Below are 17,123 nucleotides of genomic sequence, written 5' to 3' on the forward strand. Positions count from 1 at the left end.
CGCCCTCACCGCAACTCGGCCGGGACGCGGGTGTGCTTGGTGGTGCCCCACTCGGGGGCGCGCTTCTCCTTGAACGCCGCAATGCCGCGCAGGGTCTCGCCGCAGGTGCGGATCCAGGTCAGGACGCGGCGCTCGCGGTTGTACGCCGCGACCCGGTCGGTCGACTCCAGGAACTCGTACATGAGGCGCTTGGTCGCGGTCATCGACACCGGCGCGCAGCGCTCGGCCATGTCGGTCGCGAGGTCCACGGCGACCCCGAGGACCTCCCGCGGCGCGGCGATGTGGGTCGCCAGGCCGCGGCGCTCGAACTCGGCGCCGTCGATCGTCCGGCCGGTCAGCAGGAGGTCCATCGCGACGCCGAAGCCCGCCAGCCGGGGCAGGAGCCAGGTCGAGCCGCGGTCGGGCATGATGCCGACCCGGTTGAACGAGAAGGCCAGCCGGGCGGAGTCGGCCACCACGCGGATGTCGGCCTGCATCGCCCAGGTGAGGCTCACGCCGATCGCGTCACCGTTGATGGCCGCGATGATCGGTGTGCTCAGGTTCCACGGCGCCTTCTCCGGCTCGGTCAGGGTCTCGACGCCGTGGGTCCTCTCGTCGCGCCAGTTCATGTCGAGATCCGCGCCGACCCCGAAATGCTCGCCGCGCCCGCTCACCACGACCACCGCCACCTCCGGGTCGGCGTCGAAGGCGACCAGCGCCTCCTGGAGCTGGAGGGCCATCAGCGGCGTGTAGGAGTTGCGGCGGTCCGGGCGGTCCAGGAAGACCAGGCCGACGCGGCCCTGCCGCTCGACGGTGACGTGGCGTTCGGTCATGGGTTCTCCGGTGTTCTGCGAGGTCATGACACTGTAGGGGTGTCTCGGCTCCTACTGTCGCGCCCCGGAAGGCATATGCGCAAAGACCTGTTGTTCGCAGGTCCCATCGGTCGTTCCTATGGTCCGGCTAGGGTGGGCGGCCATGGACCTCCGGACGCTGCGCTACTTCGTCGCGGTCGTGGACGAGGGCGGCATCACCCAGGCGGCGCGCGCCCTGTTCGTCAGCCAGCCGTCGCTCTCCCTGGCGATGCGCCGGCTCGAGGACGAGCTCGGCGTCCGGCTCCTCGACCGGTCCGGGCGGCGCGCCCGTCCCACGGCCGACGGCGCGCGGCTGCTCGGCCTGGCGCGCCAGGTGATCGCCGAGGCCGACGGCGCCAGGGAGCGCGTCCGGCAGGTAGCCGGTCTCGAGGTCGGCCGGCTGGTCGTCGCGACGTCCACCACGCTCGCGGTGCACCCGCTGACCCCGCTCGTCGCGGCGCTCCGCGGGCGGCATCCCGGACTCGAGATCCACGTCCGGGACGCGAGCACCGCCGCCGGGACCTTCGACCTGGTGCGTTCGGGCGAGGCCGAGCTGGGGGTGGCCGACGTCATGCCCCCAGACGCGGGATGGGGTGGATGCGGCCTCGGGGCCGAGGAGATCGTGCTGGTGGCGAGTCCGGGGTTCGCCGCGGGGCTGCCGGAGCCGGTCGCGCGCGCAAGGATCGCGGACCTCGACCTCGGGGTGGTCCCGTCCGACCTCGACTCCGCGAGCGCCGCCGCGACGGCCGTGGCGTCGATGGGGGGCCGGGTACGGGCCCAGTGCGCCCACCGGGCGATGCTGTGGGAGCTGGTCAGGGGCGGCACGGTCGCGACGTTCGCCGGCAGGCGCACGGCGGAGGCCGTCATGCCCTGGGCGTCGCTCCGCTCGCTCGACCCGCCGCTCTGGCGGGACGCCCACCTGGTGTGGCGCGAGCAGGCGCTGTCACCCGCCGGCGCCGCCCTCGTGGAACTCGCTTGCGGCCGCGACGAACCCCCGGGCGACCGGTGAGAGGCGGGCCGGGTCGAAGACCAGCCCGACCGACTGGGTGAACGGCGGGTCCAGCGGCCGCACGTGCGCGCCGGCGGCGGCCGCGTCCGCGGCGAGCCGCGGGCCGACGATCGTGGCGCCCACGCCCGCCAGCATCAGCGAGGTGCGGGCCTCGCGCTGGTCGGCGACCACGGCCGCCGACAGTGGGGTGCGGGCCGTGGCGCGCTCGAGGGAGGAGTTGCGGCCCGCCGCGACGAGCACCGTCGGCACGGCGGACAGCTCCCGCATCGTGACCGCGCCTTCCGGGACGCCTTCGGAGCTCGGGGGGAAGGCGACCTGCCACCCCCACGAGCCGATCGGCAACACCGTCAGCGCGCGATCCACCGGCGGGGACACGGGCAGCCGGGTGCAGACGATCTCCGCGGTGCCCGCGGTCAGGACCTCGGCCACCGCGTCCTCGCGGTCGAGGTCGTGTACGCGGACCGCCCGTCCCGGCGCGGCGCCGAGCCACGCCGAGACGAGCGCCGAGAACGGTCCGCCGACCACGGGCGACAGGGCCGCGAGCTCCAGCCGGCCGCCCCGGCCGGCCGCGGCCAGGGTCTCCCCGGCCTGCCCGCAGTCGCGCAGGATCCGGCGCGCCGGCCCGACCAGCGCGTGGCCGGCCGGCGTCGGCGACATCCCGCGGCCGACGCGGTGGAACAGCTGGGCCGCGAGCTCCTGCTCCAGGGCGCGGATCGCGGCCGAGACCGTCGACTGCCGGACGCCGAGCCGCGCGGCGGCGGCCGTCGCGCTGCCGGTGTCGCGGACGCTCAGGAAGGCCCGCAGCTGGTGGAGTTCCACGGCGGCAGCCTAGTACCGGGGCTCAGCCGCCGGTCCAGTCGGCGGGCCGCTTCTCGGCGAAGGCGCGGGCGCCCTCCTTGGCGTCGTCGGAGGCGAACACCTCGTCGACGTACGGCTGCTGGCGGGAGAACCGCTCCTCGCGGGGCCAGGCGCGGGACTCGACCATGATCCGCTTGCTCGCCGCGACCGCCAGCGGTCCGTTGGCGGCGATCGTCCGGGCGAGGGCGAGTGCGGCGTCCAGTGCTCCTCCCTCGTCCGTCAGCGTGCCGACCAGGCCGAGGGCGTGCAGCCGCTCGGCGCCCACCGGGTCACCGGTCAGCGCCAGCTGCATGGCGACGGCCTCGGGCAACCGGTCCGGCAGGCGGTGCAGGCCCCCCGCCGCGGCGACCAGGCCGCGCTTCACCTCGGGGACGCCGAACCGCGCGGTCGACGCCGCTACGACCAGGTCGCAGGCGAGCACGAGCTCGAAGCCGCCGGCCAGCGCCCATCCTTCGACCGCGGCGATGAGCGGTTTGCGGGGCGGTGCCGCCGTCACTCCGCCGAAGCCGCGCCCCGGGATGCTCGGCCGCTCGCCGCGCAGGAAGCCCTTGAGGTCCATGCCCGCGCAGAAGCCGCCTCCGCTGCCGGTGATCACGGCCAGCCGCAGGGCCGGATCGCCGTCCAGCCGGTCGAGGGCGCCCGCGATGAGCCGCGCCATGTTCAGCGTCATCGCGTTCTTCGCCTGCGGCCGGTTGAGGGTGATGACCAGCACGCCCTCCCTGTCTTCGACGAGCACCTCAGGAGCTCCGAACTCCTCGGTCGGCGTGGCAGAGGGCGCGTTTTCGTGGGCGTCGCTCACGGGTCTCCTCCGAAGTGAATGCGGCCGAATGTCGGCACGGGCCTTGACAGACCAGTGATCGCGGTCACAGGATTGCACACAGTGGAATAAAGTTCCACTGAAGGAAATGATCGATGAGCAAGGAGATGGGCCACGATGCGTCGAGTCCCTGCGCGTTCGGTGACCACTGCCGCTGCCACAGTGCTGGCGCTGTCGGGTGCCTTGGCCGCATGCGCGAACCCCCAGAGCGGCGACCGCCGGGCGGACGAGAAGTCGGCGGCGCAGATCTGCCCGACCGCCGAGACCAAGGGCACGATCAAGATCGGCATGAGCTCCCCGCTCGCCGTGTTCGCGCCGCTCCTGCTCGGCGTCCAGACCAAGGAGTTCGCGCGGGCCGGGCTCGACGTCAAGATCGAGAAGATCCCGAGCGCCGAATCGCTGCCGCTGGTCGCCCGCGGCCAGCTCGACGCGCAGATGACCTCGCTGAGCTCGTCCCACTTCAACACGCTGAACGACGGCGTCAACGTACGTTGGATCGTTCCGATGGACAAGCAGCAGGAGATCCCGGCCGGCACCCCGGTGCCCGGCTACTGGTCCCGCAAGGACATCGTCGGCAGTGCCACCTCCCCCGACCTCTCCAAGCTCAAGGGCGGCGCCGTCAGCACCCCCACCGGCGGCACCGGCGTGAGCGGCCTGATCCTCGACAACGCTCTGCGCAAGGTGGGGCTGGGCGTCAACGATGTCAAGCTCTCCCAGCCGCTGGTCGGCCCCGACGCGCTCAACGCGCTCGCGAACGGAGCGGTCAAGGCCGCCTGGATCTCCGCTCCGCTGGAGGTCGAGGCCGCCAAGAACCCCGACCTCGTCCCGATCGCGGGGTACCCGCCGGGCGTGACCGGCACCGCCATCATGGCGGGCCGGACGCTCCTCGACCGTCCCGAGGTCGCCGTCAAGTTCATTCAGGTCCTCAGCAAGGTCACCAAGCAGCACCTCGACGGCGACTACCGCAAGAACGCCGAGACGGTGGACCTGCTCTCGGCCGCCGAGGAGGTCGACAAGACCACGATCAAGAAGTCGGCGCTCCTGGCGTTCGACCCGTCGTTCTCGATGGCGGGGACGGAGAAGTTCGCGGACGACCTCCAGGCGTTCGCTCTCAAGCGCGGCGAGCTGGAGTACGACAAACCGCTCGACTCCGCGGACCTCGTCGACACCCGGTTCACCGAGGCCGCGGCGAGCTGCGGCTCCGTCGCCGGATGAGCGAAGGCGTCCCGCGCCTTCCGGACGGCGTCCGTGTCGTCGAGTTCGGCGGCACGGGCCCGTCCCGCACGTCGGGACGCCGCCCACCACCGAGCGTCCGCTCTCCGGAAAGTTGATGCCCGATGAAGTTCGGAATGCCGATCCCGTACGCCGCCGGCTTCAAGCAGGCGGTCGAAGGGCTCCGGGCTCTGGAGGACGTAGGGCTCGACGTCGTCACCGTCCCCGAGGCGTACACCTTCGACGCCGTCAGCCGGCTCGGTTACATCGCCGCGCGGACCAGCAGGGTCGAGCTCGCGACCTCGATCCTCAACATCTACTCGCGCACGCCCGCCCTCCTCGCGATGACGGCCGCGGGCCTCGACCACGTCTCGGGCGGCCGCTTCTCCCTCGGCATCGGGTCGAGCGGCCCCCAGGTCGTCGAGGGTTTCCACGGCGTCCCGTTCCACGCGCCGCTCGGCCGCACCCGGGAGATCGTGGCGATCTGCCGGCAGGTGTGGGGCCGGGAGAGGCTCGAACTGCACGGCCGCCACTACGACGTGCCGCTCACGCCCGAGCGCGGCGGCAGCGGCCTCGGCAGGTCGCTCAAGCTCGTCGACGCGCCGGTGCGACCGCGCATCCCGATGATCCTCGCGGCACTGGGACCGAAGAACATCGCCCTGGCCGCGGAGCTGTTCGAGGCGTGGCAGCCGATCTTCTACCACCCCGAGTCCGCGGACGAGGTCTTCGGCGCCCCGCTCGCGGAGGGCCGCGCCAAGCGCGACCCGCTCCTGGCCGGCCTCCGGGTCATCGCGGACGCCAAGTTCTTCGTCGGCGACGACGAGGACGAGATCGGGGCGGCCCGCGCCGAGGTCCGCGCGGCCCTCGCCCTCTACATCGGCGGTATGGGCGCCCGCGGCAAGAACTTCTACCACCACCTGGTCACCCGCCTCGGCTTCGGCGCCGCAGCGGACGAGATCCAGGACCTCTACCTGGGCGGCTCCAAGGACGCGGCGGCCGCGGCCGTCCCCGGCGCGCTCGTCGACGGCATCGCGCTCGTCGGGAGACCGGACCACGTCGAGCAGAGGCTGGCGGCCTACGCAGCTGCAGGCGTGGACCAGCTGAACCTGTCGCCCGTGTCGACCGGCAACGCCGAGCGGGCCCGCCAGTTCGCACTCCTGCGAAAGATCGCGGACGCCGTCACGGCGCGGTGAAGCAGTCCTGAAGCGGTGGTGAAGCCGGTGCCTGCTTGGCTGTGCGCGAAGTCGGCATCCAAGAAGGGATCTCTGTGCGAATCGGAAAGAGCGCGTTCAAGAGACTCGGTGTCATGCTGACCGCGGCGACCGCGCTGACCGGCGCCACCGTCGTGGCCAGTGCTCCGGCACACGCCGCGGGCGAATGGTGCAACAACTGGGTCTGCATCGAGACCTACGACACCGGCACCTACCTGGGCCGCGTCGAGCTGAACGTGTGGTCGAGCAGCCTCGGCGGCACCGTCACCGGCCGTGTCTGGACCACCAACGGCTGGAGCGCCAACACCAAGCGGGAGACGGTCGGCAAGTTCACCACCTACCGCGGCTACGTCTACCCGCAGCGCCACTTTCCCGCGGGCACGCGGCTCTGCGGTGAGGGGTGGCTGGACGGCAGGAGCGTCGGCCTGCCCTGCGTGACCATCACGGCCTGACCGGCGGGAGCGCCCGGTCGGCGCACCGAGTGCGCGGGCCGGGCGCTCCTTCGGTCAGGCCCGCGCACAAGCCTTTCCAGGACGGGCGTGTTAGGACTGGAGTGGAGCACCATCCCGGGCGCTCCTGGGCGAGGGAGTGCCGGTGGGATTCGACGTTGGAGCGATCCGGGTGGTGGCCTGCGACATCTTCGGGACGACCGTCGACTGGCGGACGGGGGTCGCCGGGCAGGTGGCGGCGATCGCCGCGGAGCGCGGCGTCGCGCTGGACGGCGGGGCCTTCGCCGACGCCTGGCGCGAGCGCTACCTGCCGTCGATGCGGCGGGTCGCCACCGGGGAGCGGGAGTGGGCGTACCTCGACACGCTGCACCGGGAGTCGCTCGACGAGCTGCTGGAACTGCACGGCGCCGCGGACGCCATCGACGAGGAGGCGCGGCGGCGGCTCGTCCGGTCCTGGCATCGCCTGCCCGCGTGGGACGACACGGTGGACGGCTTGGCCAGGCTGCGGGAGAGGTACGTGGTGACGGCCCTGTCCAACGGCGGGTTCGCCCTGCTGACGAACCTGGTCAAGGGGGCGGCTCTGCCGTTCGACTGCATCCTGTCGGCGGAGCTCGCCCGCACGTACAAGCCAGAGCCGGAGGCGTACCTGACGGCCGCGCGGCTGCTGGACGTGCAACCGGCGGAGGTGCTGATGGTCGCCGCGCACAAGTGGGACATCGACGGCGCGAAGAGGGCCGGGCTCGCCACCGCGTTCCTGGAGCGTCCGCTGGAGAAGGGGCCCTCCCTCACCGCCGACCGGGCGGACGACGTGGAAAGCGACCTGGTCGTGCGCGGGTTCGGTGAGCTCGCCGCTCTGCTGGAAGCCGGTCCGCGAACCTAGGGGACGGGCGGCCGCGGCGTCGAGCTTCCTCGGGTGCGGGCGAGGCAGATCACCCGTCCGACCAGGGGCCCCGGTCGTCTCGGGTTTCCACCTTCCCGGCGATGTGCTCCAGGGCGGTGAGGTCCTCCGGCGCGAGGCGGTCGATGAAGTGGTGGCGCACCGATTCCAGGTGCGCGGGAGCGGCGTCGACCAGGGTGTCCAGGCCGTGGTCGGTGAGGACGAGGAGGCAGCCCCTCCCGTCGGCGGGGTCGGGTGCGCGCCGGATGAGGCCGCGCGCCTCCATACGGGTGGCGTGCCGGGAGAGCCGGCTGCGCGACCAGCCCATCTTCGCGGCCTGCTCGTGCAGGGTCCCGGAGTGGTCCGGGCGTTCCGACAGCGTGCTGAGCACTTCGTAGTCGGGCTCGGAGAGGCCGGCCCGGGAGAGGTCGCGCGCGGTGCCGGTCTGGACCGCTATCACCATGCGGCGGAAGGCCCGCCACGCCCGTTCCTCTTCCGGGGTCAGCCAGCGCACGGGTTCGTCCGACGGTTTCTTTGACATGTAAACAACATATCCCCTATGTTCATTTACATGTCAACGAAACAGGTGCGCGTCCTCGTGCTGGTGTGCAGTACCCGTCCCGGTGCCCTCGGCCCCGCGGTGGGGGAGTGGCTGACCAAGGCGATCACCCCCCGCGCCGCCGAACTGGGCGCCGAGCTGGTGCCGCTGGCCCTCGCCGACCTCGACCTCCCGTTCCTGGACGAGGAGGAGCATCCGTCGTCGGGCGTGTACCGCAACGAGCACACGCGCAGGTGGAGCGCGATCGTGGACGAGGCGGACGGCTTCATCGTCGTGACGCCGGAGTACAACTACGGGATGCCGGCGTCCCTGAAGAACGCGCTGGACTACCTCTCACGCGAGTGGGCGTGGAAGCCGGTCGGTTTCGTCAGCTACGGCAACACCTCGGCGGGCACGAGGGCCGTGCAGCACGCCAAGGAGGTGGTGACCACGCTGCGCCTGGTGCCTCTGGGGGCCACGGTCGCGCTGCGCATCGCCGACACCGTGCGCGACGGCGAGGTGCGCCCCGCCGCCGCTGCCGACGAGGCCGCGCTCGGCGTCCTGGACGAGCTGGTCCGGGTCGCGCACGCGCTCCGGCCGATGCGCGAACGGGCGCGGCCCGCCTCGCAGGCCGGACCCGAGCCGGGGTCCTACCTGCGGCGACTGACGCCGGACGACGCCCCCGAGGTGACCGTCCTGCAGCGGTGCTGCTGGGTGGACGAGGCCCTCGCCAACGACCCCCTGACCGTCCCCGCGCTGCACGAGACCGTGGAGCAGGTACGCGACTGGCTCGCGGCCTGGCACGCGATCGGGCTGTGGCGGGACGGCCGGCTCCTCGGCATGGTGCGGACCCGCCGCGACGATGCGGAATGGCACGTCGGACGGCTCGGCGTCGCCCCCGACCTGCGAGGACGCGGCCTCGGACGCTGGCTGCTCCGGACGGCAGAGGCCGCCGCCGACCCGGCCTGCGATCGCATCGTGCTGTCCACTGGAGCGGGCAGCCGGAGCAACATCGCGCTCTACCAGAGCGAGGGATACCGACCGGCCCCTCTCCCCGCCGAGGCCGCCACCATCCGCCTCACCAAGAACGCCCTCAAAACCGCCTGAACCCCCGGCCGCGCTCACCAGGCCGGCCGACTGAACCATGCATCGTTCCCCGTTCAGCCGAGGGAGAGGCGCTCGGCCAGGCCCGCGGCGGTGAATGCGGCCAGGACGTCGTCGGGGCCCTCGGCGAAGTGGGTCCAGCTGTCGATGTGCACCGGGACGATCCGGCGCGCGCCGAGCATCGCGGCGGCGGTGGCCGCCTGCTCGCTGTCCAGTGTGAGCAGAGCTTGGTCGAGGAGGGGCGTGCGGACGGCGCCCGCGAAGATCACCGCGGTGTCCACGGGCCCCAGTCTGTCCGCGATCTCCTGGACGAGTTCGAGCGAGGCGTTGTCGCCGCTGACGTAGACGCTGGGAAGATCCGGTGCGGAGAGCACGAAGCCGATCACGTCGCCGGTGACGGGTTCGCAGCCCTCAGGCCCGTGGCGCGCCGGGACGCCGGTGACGGTGAGCCGGCCGCCGTCGGGGCGGGGGAGTTCATGGACGTCCCACGGTGCCAGGCCGAGCGCGTTGCCGCCCAGGCGCTGCGCGCCGCTCCGGGTCGTGTAGACCACCGGAACGTTCGGCAACAGGTCCCGGCCGGCGTTGTCGAGGTTGTCCGGGTGCTCGTCGTGAGAGAGCAGTACGGCGTCCAGGCGGCCGAGCTCGTTCACCTGGGCGGCGGCCGGTTGCGTCTTGCTGAGGACCATACCGGGGCCCACCTCGTAGTCGCCCGGCTCGTCGAACGTGGGGTCGGTCAGGATGCGCAACCCGCCGATCTCGATGAGTGCGGTGGGTCCGCCCAGGACCCGGACGTGGGCGGCGGCGAGAGAATTCGACATGAACACTCCTCACGTTAGTGAAGCGCTTGTCTGTGTGAACGGCAGCGCCACGTCACGGGAGATCCGTGTGGTCATGGGTCCACCGGACGCTACGGCCTCGCGACACCTCCTACCCCCTGCCCCGAGCGATGACGCGAGTCCGGCGCCGGCCGACACATGGCCGGTCACGCGAGTCCCGGATGAGAATGACGCTTTGCCGGGCCTGGGTGCTTTTGTGATTCGGCTATATGACAAAAATATCCTGATTCCAGACAAAAGTTGGCCAACTGGATTTAATTGTGTTCCTGGGTGGTCAAAGTATGCGGTATCCAGACGGTTAGCGGTACATGCCCTTGCTGGCTCCTTTGAATTCTGCCTACACTCGCCCGGGTCCAGTGAGTTTCTGGAGAACTCAGAGGAATGGAAGGGCAAGCGTGACCGACGTGTCGAAAGAATGCTCGTCGTCCATGTCGCGATGGGCGGCGCCAAAGGACTCGTTGTTCGCCGCATTCGATCCGGTCCTCTTCCGAAGGAATTCCGAAGCGGTCGCCGCGCGCCTGGAATCGCATCTGGCGGACCGGTCGGTCCGGGGACTGGACCTCGCGGATCCGGACGTCCTGGCAAGGGCGGCGCGGGCGTTGATGACCGCCGAGCGAGAGAGCATCGCCGACTTCGACGAGAAACGGCTGGCCGCGATCGTCGATCTCTATCTTCGTACCGGTATCCAGGTGCACTCGCCCGGATACATGGGACGGCAGTTCTCCGGCACCGTCCCGCTGGCCGGCGTCATCGACTTCGTCGGCTCGGTGGTCAACCAGCCCTCGTCCTACTACGAGGCGGGGCAGCTGCCGATCACGGCCGAACGGATCATGGCCGAGGAGCTCAACCGCTTCATCGGATGGGACCCGGGCCGCTTCGCGATGGTCACCACGTCGGGGGGCTCGCTGGCCAACCTCACGGCGCTGCTGGCCGCCAGGAACCGCGCCTATCCCGACATCTGGGCGCGCGGCGAGCATGGCGCTCGCGGCCTGCCCGCCATCGCGGTCAGCGAGGAGGTTCACTACAGCGTGACCCGCGCGGCCGGCGTCCTCGGCATCGGCGAGAGCCGGCTCGTCCGGCTGCCGGTGGACGCGCGCGGGCGCATCGCCGTGCACCGGGTGCCCGCGGTGCTCGCCGCCGCCGAGCGCCGCGGCCTTGAGGTCTTCTGCCTGGTGGCGTCCGCGGGAACCACCGCGCTCGGCGCCTTCGACCCGATCGACGAACTGGCGGGCATCGCGGCCGAGGGCGGCATCTGGCTGCACGTCGACGGAGCGCACGGCGCGAGCCTGCTGGTGTCGGACGCGCTGCGGCCGAGGCTGCGCGGGATCGACAAGGCCGACTCGCTGACATGGGACGCGCACAAGCTGATGTTCGTCCCCGCACCCTGCACCATGCTGTTCTACCGCGACGCGCGGGACGCCCCCGAGGCGTTCGGCCGCGGCGCCGCCAGCTACGTTCTCGACGAGGAGCCCGACGCGCACTGCGCGTTCGACACCGGCGACAAGAATCTCGAGTGCACGAAACGCCCGATGATCATGCCGCTGTGGGCGCTGTGGGCGGTGTACGGGCGCGCGCTCTTCGCCGAGAAGATAGAGCAGTTGTGCCGGACGGCATGCGAGGCGCACCGCATCCTGCTCGGCGAACCCGATTTCGAGGTGCTGCACGAACCGGAAGCCAACATTCTCTGCTTCCGCTACCGGCCGGAAGGCATCGCCGCCGGACGAGTCCACCGCCTGCAACTGCAAATCAGGAAACAGGTGAGGCTGGCCGGACGGTTCTTCATTTCCAAGGTCGACGTGCAGGGAACCGCGGCACTTCGCATCGTCTTCATGAACCACCAGATCAGTGCCGAGCATTTTCTCCTGCTCCTCACCGAGATCAGGAGCACCGGTCAGCGGCTGCTCCGCGGCGACCCCCCGCATGACGAACCCCCCGCATGACGAACCCCCCGTGACGAACAGGAGCGCGACATGACCTCGACGATTCTCACGCCGGTCGGCCGGGCGCCCGAGGACGGCCCGGAACTGGCGGCGCGGCTGATCCCCGAGGAGGAGATGCGGCCCTGGTCGGTGGACACCGTCCCGGCGCTGCCCTCCTTCGCGAGCAAGCTGCGCGAGTGCGAGCGGCTCTGCGGCGTCCCCTACGCCGAGACGCCGCACGATGTCCAGGACGCTCTGGTCCTGCGCCGTCTCGGCCAGATGATCAATACGGCGCTGCTGAACCCGCTGTGGCGGGAGCGGCTGGCCGCCTCCGGTGTCACCGGCCCGCCCGCCACCTTCGCGGAGTGGGAGCAGGTGCCGCTGTCGGACAAGACCGTCCAGCGCGACATGTTCACCGGCACGCGCCCCGGGATGGTGGTGCCGCTCACGCATGGCGGGTTCGAGGTGGTCGCCAGCGGGGGCACCAGCGACGGGCTGCCGCTGGAGATCGTCTACTCGCTGCGGGAACTGCACGACACCTACCGCATCGCCGGCGCCTTCATGGGCACCTACCAGCTCCGCGACCACCTCGCCGGCGGCGATCCCAAATGGCTGTTCACCAACCTCGCCGACTACCAGATGTGGAGCAGCGGAACCATGGTCGGCGGCGTCCTGCAGCAGGTGCCGGGCGTCAACTACATCGGCGCCGGCCCCGTCACCGGCCCCGTGCTGGAGCACATGTTCTCCTACCCCGGGCCCAAGGCCATGATGGGCATCTCAGCGGGCATCGCGATCCTCGGCGAGCTCGGCGGCGGGCTGAGCCGCCAGGCGAGGGAGAGCTTTCGCGTCGCGCTGTACGGCAGCGGGGTGCTGCCGCAGCGCAAGCGCGCCGAGTTGCGCGCGGTCTTCCCGAACGTCGCGATCCTCAGCTACTTCGCCGCCACCCAGGCCGAGACCGTCGGGCTCCAGTTGAGCGACGACTCGCCCTGGCTGGCCGCGGTGCCCGGCCTGCACCTCGTGGAGATCGTGGACGAACGGGGCCGCGCGGTCGGCGAGGGCGAGGAGGGCGAGCTCGTCGTCACCCGGCTGCACGCGCACGAGGCGCCGCTGCTGCGGCTCAAGCTCGGCGACCGGATGATCCGTCGCCCCGCCCTCGACGGGCCCGGACTGAAGACCGGCCGGTTCGAGTTCGCCGGCCGCACCGGCGACGTGCTGCACATCAACGACAGCCAGTACTCGGCGGCGATCGCCTACGCCGCGCTCCGCGACCGGCTGCGCGAGACCACCGGCGTGGACCTCGACGCCGCCGCCCACGACATCCAGTTCGTCAACCACCGCGAGCACAAGACCATCACGCTGCTCGCGGCGGTCGACGACGCCGACGGTCTCACCTGCGCGCTGTCGGCCGCGCTCGGCCCCACCGGCGTCCACCAGGTCTTCGTCAGCGCGCTTCTCCGCTCCCTGTCGCTCTTCAACGACCGGGAGGCCACCCCGGAGGCGGTCGAGCGGACCGGCTACCGCTTCCAGCTCGTGTTCGTGCCCCGGTCCTCGCCCGAGATCGAACGGACGGCCGTCGGCAAGGTCCCCCTGGTCCGGGACCGGGGCTGAGAGACGGCGACCGACCAGAACAGGAGTGCCAGTGAAACCCCACGTCAATATCGTCGTCCTCGTGGACGCCGTCGGAGCCCTGTCCGACGGGACGCTGCACAACGGCAACCTCTCCCTGGTGGACGACGGGCCCTTCGAAAGCCACGGGCAGGGCACCGTCGACCTCTGCACGATCGTCGTGCCCGGGCAGGTCGTCCAGTGGACCGCGATCGCGGTCGACGTCCAGACGACCGCCGAGATCTCCGCCCTCACCTTCCTGCCGCCCGGCGGAGCCGCCCCGGAGCGGGCGCCGGCCTGGGAAGGGCGGCCCGGAGGCCACGAGAACCTCGACCTCAAGGTGTGGGAGGGCATAGTCCCCGCCCACCTCGTCCGCGGCGTCCCCTACCACTACCGGCTGGAAGTGCAGATGCACGAGGGCCGCCACAGCGTCCTGCATCTCGACTCGCCCGCGCTGATGTGCGCGTGACCCCACCAGTGATCCGAAAGGCGCATCCATGGCCCAGCAGCAAGGGATCATCGTCCTCGTCGACATCGCCAACGCGCTCCAGGCCAGGACGCTGACCGGCAACGTCTACCTCTTCGACAACATGGCCTTCCTCGGCTCGACCGGACAGGGCACCGCGGACCTCGTGACCATCTGCCCCGGCACGTACTGGGCGGACGGGTCGCAGGCCACCGAGCAGGTGCTGAACTGGCTGCCCGCCAGCCTCGGCTCCATCCCCCCGACCGTCCCTCGCAGCTACCACGCCGACCGTGCGCAGGCCACCGACCAGGAGGCGCTGGAGGAGATCGCGGGGGTCGCCGACCGGGCCGGGGACCCCTCCGTCGACACGGCGGCCGAACTGGAGGGCCTGCGTCGCCGCGTGGGCGCCCGCGCCCGGCGGCCGCGCGGCGGCCGCGCCCCTGCCACCGGCAAGGTCCTGGACGTCACCGGGAACGTCGTCACCGGCGAGGGGCAGGCCCACAACCACCCGAATCCCGTGATCACCGACATCACCGGGCAGGCCGTGGAAGAGAAGGTCATGTACCCCGCCCAGTACGGCTCGCCGGACATGGTGTCGGACGGCTGGTACTGGGCGGCATCGGTCGACACGGCCCGTCCCGGCACCTACCGCTACACGATGCACATCCAGTTGCACGAGCTGGTGTGGCGCGACGACGAGCCGTCCTGGGAGCCGGTCGACTTCACCTGCGACTCCGCCATCAAGGTCATCAGCGACCCCAAGCGCAACGCCTTCACCGGGGCGGGCCTCGGCGTGCTGCCGATGCCCTGAACCCGCGTCCCCCCGAGCCCCGCACCGAAACGGAGAAGCCGATGCCCAGCAAGGCCAGACCGCCCGAGTCCCGGCCCGTGTCGATCACGGCGGTGATCGACCCGGTCGCGGCCCTCGCCTCCGGCGCCCTGGAAGGGAACCTGTACCTGTACGACACCAACAAGGCCGAGGGGTCGACCGGCTTCGGCACGCTGGACCTGCGCACCCGGGTGCGCTCCGGCGACCGGATCATCTGGAACGTCGTCGTCCTGGAGTGCGAGACCTACGCCGCCCTCGACGGGATCGCGATCGACGAGAAGATCTGCACGCCCGAACGGAAGGTCTACCCCAACACCGACATCGCCTACTGGACCGCGACGGTGAAGCGGCACGTCACCGAGCCCGTGCCGTACCGGCTGGAGTTCCGTCTAGGCACCGTCACAGAGCCCTACGCCATATCGACGCCGGCGCTGGTCGGCCGGCACGCCACCGGGACGGAGCGCCGATGACCACCGAGACCCGCGGCCAGCTCAACTCCGTCCAGCTCAACGTCGTCACGCTGGTCAACATGGAACGGGCGGCCGAGACCGGCACGCTCGACGACGCGCTCTACATGATGGACAACAGCGTCGGCGGAGTCGGGCAGGGCACCGACCACCTCGAGACGATCTGCAAGCAGGGGCAGGTGATCAACTGGATCATCCGCCCGATCGAGATGCACAAGCGGCCCGACGGCACCTGGCCGCCCATGCCGAAGATCAACAACCTGGTGTTCCTGGACACCGAGCGGGGCGACGAGGAGGACGTCGCCGAACGCCGCGTCATGACCGAGCTGAAGATCTACGGGATGCCGGATCTGATGCGCTCGCCCTACACGCCGATCTACTACTACTGGGCGGGCGCCGTTCTCAGTACCGCCCGACCGGGGCTGTACCGCTACCGCCTCCTCCTCGAACTGGAGCAGGACGGCACGAAGGACAAGCTCTACCTGAGCACCAGGGACCACCCGTCGATCCGGGTCCTCGAAGTCTGACGGGCGGACCCGGAGCCGCGCGGACCCGGCCCAGGAGGACCGGGCCCGCGCGGATGCGCGACATCGTCGGGACGGCCGTCGACAGGCGGACGGGGGGTGCCGGGCGGGTGGCGGTGACCGTTAGCCGGTTCCGGATGTCGTGAGCAGGCCTGAGGCGTTGTCGATCAGGACGGTCAGGAACGCGCTGCTCAGGTCGTCCATGCGGGTGCGTGCGTAGGCGGCCAGGACGCGGGTGATGGCGGGGCTGGGGTGGAGGATGTGGCCTTCGTAGCCTTCCGGGACGAGGTTGGCGGGGAAGAGCGCGGGGCCGAGGCCGGTGGCCGCCAGGATCGGGGCGGACGCGGTCTGCTCGGCACGCACCGCGGCTCGCGGCCGGAATCCGGCGTCGAGGCATGCCCGGTCCAGGACGGCGGCCAGGCCGTTGTCCGGCCCGTAGTGGACCCACCGGCGTTCGCGCAGCGCTCCGAACTCGACCTCGGTCGCGCCCTGGACGGCCAGCGGATCGTCCGCGGGGACGGCCACCACGAACTCCTCCGTGCCGAGCCGCCGCACCGGCCCCGTCCAGCCCGGCGGCGGCGGGCCGATGGCCAGGTCGGCCTGCCCGACCGTCATGGCCTCGGCCAGTTCGTCGGCGTGCCGGTGCTCGAACAGCCGCACGTCGATCCCCGGGTACCTCCGGCTCCAGGCGCGCAGCGTGGCCGGCAGGACGCCGATGCTGACCGAGTAGACCGTCGCCAGTCGCAGTTCCCCGGCGGTCAGTCCGGCCGCCTGCCGGACGGCGGACTCGGCCTTCGCGGCGTCGGCGAGGGCGGCCCGCGCGTGCGGGAGCATCGCCCGGCCGGCGGGCGTGAGCCCGACCGCTCTCGGCAGCCGCTCCAGGAGGGGCGCGCCGGCCGCCCGTTCCAGTGCCCGGATCTGGTGGGACAGGGCCGGCTGCGTGACGTGGAGCGTCTCGGCCGCCCGGGTGAAGGATCCCTCGTCGACCACGGTGACCAGGTACTGGAGCTGGCGCAGACTGAGCATGCACAGATTCTATCGAGAAGATGAAAAAGATGAGTTGGACTTATGACACCAGGTGAGCCGAGACTTTGGGGACCGGAATGATGCCACCCCCCGGTGAGGAGATCTGACATGGGCTCTCTTGGCAGCCTTCGGTTGGCGGGCGAGGTCGTAGCGAAGGACTTCGCCGGCTGGTCCGACGCCGTTCGCGAGGAGTTCGACCGGAACGCCTTCAACGGGCACGTCGGCGGCCTGCTGCTCCGCGAGACCGACCGCGTGCGCGTCTGGGACATACGCCTCGCCCCGGGCGAGCGGCTGCCGGCGCACCGGCACGTCCTGGACTACTTCTGGACGGCCCTGACCGACGGCCACAGCCGCCAGCACATCGACGACGGCACGACCAGGGAGGTCTCCTACCGGCGCGGGGAGACGCGCGCGTACGACTTCGGCGCGGGCTCCTACCTGCTGCACGACCTGGAGAACATCGGTGACGGGCCGCTGGCCTTCATCACCGTGGAACTGCTGGAAAGCGCGAACCGACCGCTGTCACTCGCCTGAGAGCCCACGGAA

General features: G+C 71.3%; 19 protein-coding genes. 13 read left to right on the top strand and 6 right to left on the bottom strand.

Annotation, left to right across the window (positions count from 1 at the left end; all coding sequences use genetic code 11):
* Positions 1 to 5: 5 nt before the first annotated feature.
* The gene (locus FKD65_RS41740) at positions 6 to 812 is read right to left on the bottom strand and encodes an enoyl-CoA hydratase/isomerase family protein (RefSeq protein ID WP_168221374.1); all 807 of its coding nucleotides are present in this window, start codon (positions 810 to 812) and stop codon (positions 6 to 8) included.
* A gap of 142 nt (positions 813 to 954) precedes the next feature.
* Here FKD65_RS41740 and FKD65_RS41745 point away from each other — a divergent pair, with 142 nt between their 5' ends.
* The gene (locus FKD65_RS41745; protein ID WP_168221375.1) at positions 955 to 1,839 is read left to right on the top strand and encodes a LysR family transcriptional regulator; all 885 of its coding nucleotides are present in this window, start codon (positions 955 to 957) and stop codon (positions 1,837 to 1,839) included.
* Here FKD65_RS41745 and FKD65_RS41750 read toward each other — a convergent pair.
* Positions 1,774 to 2,658, bottom strand: a complete 885-nt coding sequence (locus FKD65_RS41750; protein WP_141585443.1) for a LysR family transcriptional regulator — start codon at positions 2,656 to 2,658, stop codon at positions 1,774 to 1,776. The genes FKD65_RS41745 and FKD65_RS41750 overlap by 66 nt on opposite strands.
* Positions 2,659 to 2,680: 22 nt before the next feature.
* The gene (locus FKD65_RS41755; protein WP_205719001.1) at positions 2,681 to 3,433 is read right to left on the bottom strand and encodes a crotonase/enoyl-CoA hydratase family protein; all 753 of its coding nucleotides are present in this window, start codon (positions 3,431 to 3,433) and stop codon (positions 2,681 to 2,683) included.
* Between the two features lie 198 nt (positions 3,434 to 3,631).
* On the opposite strand from FKD65_RS41755, the gene FKD65_RS41760 reads away from it, so the two are divergent.
* The 4 genes from FKD65_RS41760 to FKD65_RS41775 all read left to right on the top strand — a co-directional run bounded on the left by FKD65_RS41760 (position 3,632) and on the right by FKD65_RS41775 (position 7,266).
* Complete coding sequence (locus FKD65_RS41760; RefSeq protein ID WP_141585447.1) at positions 3,632 to 4,729, top strand: ABC transporter substrate-binding protein; 1,098 nt, start codon at positions 3,632 to 3,634, stop codon at positions 4,727 to 4,729.
* A gap of 122 nt (positions 4,730 to 4,851) precedes the next feature.
* A complete protein-coding gene (locus FKD65_RS41765) occupies positions 4,852 to 5,919 on the top strand; it encodes an LLM class F420-dependent oxidoreductase (protein ID WP_141585449.1) in 1,068 nt (355 codons plus the stop codon).
* Between the two features lie 113 nt (positions 5,920 to 6,032).
* Positions 6,033 to 6,389 (top strand): hypothetical protein, encoded by a 357-nt coding sequence (locus tag FKD65_RS41770; protein ID WP_141585452.1) that lies wholly within the window; start codon positions 6,033 to 6,035, stop codon positions 6,387 to 6,389.
* 142 nt (positions 6,390 to 6,531) lie between these two features.
* On the top strand, positions 6,532 to 7,266 hold the full coding sequence (locus tag FKD65_RS41775) for a haloacid dehalogenase type II (RefSeq protein ID WP_240809857.1): 735 nt from the start codon (positions 6,532 to 6,534) through the stop codon (positions 7,264 to 7,266).
* Between the two features lie 49 nt (positions 7,267 to 7,315).
* Here FKD65_RS41775 and FKD65_RS41780 read toward each other — a convergent pair whose 3' ends face one another.
* The gene (locus tag FKD65_RS41780) at positions 7,316 to 7,804 is read right to left on the bottom strand and encodes a MarR family winged helix-turn-helix transcriptional regulator (protein WP_141585457.1); all 489 of its coding nucleotides are present in this window, start codon (positions 7,802 to 7,804) and stop codon (positions 7,316 to 7,318) included.
* Between the two features lie 30 nt (positions 7,805 to 7,834).
* Here FKD65_RS41780 and FKD65_RS41785 point away from each other — a divergent pair, with 30 nt between their 5' ends.
* Positions 7,835 to 8,908, top strand: coding sequence for a bifunctional NAD(P)H-dependent oxidoreductase/GNAT family N-acetyltransferase (locus tag FKD65_RS41785; protein ID WP_141585459.1), 1,074 nt, complete (start codon positions 7,835 to 7,837; stop codon positions 8,906 to 8,908).
* Positions 8,909 to 8,961: 53 nt separating this feature from the next.
* Here the strand turns inward: FKD65_RS41785 and FKD65_RS41790 are convergent, their stop codons facing one another.
* Positions 8,962 to 9,723: an MBL fold metallo-hydrolase gene (locus FKD65_RS41790; protein ID WP_141585461.1), complete on the bottom strand. Its 762-nt coding sequence runs from the start codon at positions 9,721 to 9,723 to the stop codon at positions 8,962 to 8,964.
* 413 nt (positions 9,724 to 10,136) lie between these two features.
* On the opposite strand from FKD65_RS41790, the gene FKD65_RS41795 reads away from it, so the two are divergent.
* Genes FKD65_RS41795 through FKD65_RS41820 form a run of 6 tightly spaced genes read left to right on the top strand, consistent with a single transcriptional unit; the run spans position 10,137 to position 15,554 of the window.
* Positions 10,137 to 11,681 carry a pyridoxal-dependent decarboxylase gene (locus FKD65_RS41795; protein WP_168221376.1) on the top strand — a complete coding sequence of 515 codons (1,545 nt, stop codon included), beginning with the start codon at positions 10,137 to 10,139 and terminating at the stop codon, positions 11,679 to 11,681.
* A 30-nt stretch (positions 11,682 to 11,711) separates the two neighbouring features.
* Positions 11,712 to 13,268: a hypothetical protein gene (locus tag FKD65_RS41800; protein WP_141585466.1), complete on the top strand. Its 1,557-nt coding sequence runs from the start codon at positions 11,712 to 11,714 to the stop codon at positions 13,266 to 13,268.
* Positions 13,269 to 13,299: 31 nt separating this feature from the next.
* Positions 13,300 to 13,734, top strand: coding sequence for a hypothetical protein (locus FKD65_RS41805; protein WP_141585469.1), 435 nt, complete (start codon positions 13,300 to 13,302; stop codon positions 13,732 to 13,734).
* A gap of 28 nt (positions 13,735 to 13,762) precedes the next feature.
* Entirely contained in the window at positions 13,763 to 14,542 is a 780-nt protein-coding gene (locus FKD65_RS41810) for a hypothetical protein (protein WP_141585471.1), read from the top strand.
* Positions 14,543 to 14,583: 41 nt separating this feature from the next.
* Positions 14,584 to 15,030 (top strand): hypothetical protein, encoded by a 447-nt coding sequence (locus FKD65_RS41815; protein WP_141585473.1) that lies wholly within the window; start codon positions 14,584 to 14,586, stop codon positions 15,028 to 15,030.
* A complete protein-coding gene (locus tag FKD65_RS41820; protein ID WP_141585475.1) occupies positions 15,027 to 15,554 on the top strand; it encodes a hypothetical protein in 528 nt (175 codons plus the stop codon). The genes FKD65_RS41815 and FKD65_RS41820 overlap by 4 nt, the downstream gene beginning before the upstream one ends.
* A 120-nt stretch (positions 15,555 to 15,674) precedes the next feature.
* On the opposite strand, the gene FKD65_RS41825 is transcribed toward FKD65_RS41820, so the two are convergent.
* Positions 15,675 to 16,577: a LysR family transcriptional regulator gene (locus FKD65_RS41825; protein ID WP_141585477.1), complete on the bottom strand. Its 903-nt coding sequence runs from the start codon at positions 16,575 to 16,577 to the stop codon at positions 15,675 to 15,677.
* 108 nt (positions 16,578 to 16,685) lie between these two features.
* Here FKD65_RS41825 and FKD65_RS41830 point away from each other — a divergent pair, with 108 nt between their 5' ends.
* Positions 16,686 to 17,111, top strand: a complete 426-nt coding sequence (locus FKD65_RS41830; protein WP_141585479.1) for a hypothetical protein — start codon at positions 16,686 to 16,688, stop codon at positions 17,109 to 17,111.
* Positions 17,112 to 17,123: the final 12 nt, after the last annotated feature.

Source organism: Actinomadura sp. WMMA1423, from assembly GCF_006547145.1.
GTDB lineage: Bacteria > Actinomycetota > Actinomycetes > Streptosporangiales > Streptosporangiaceae > Spirillospora.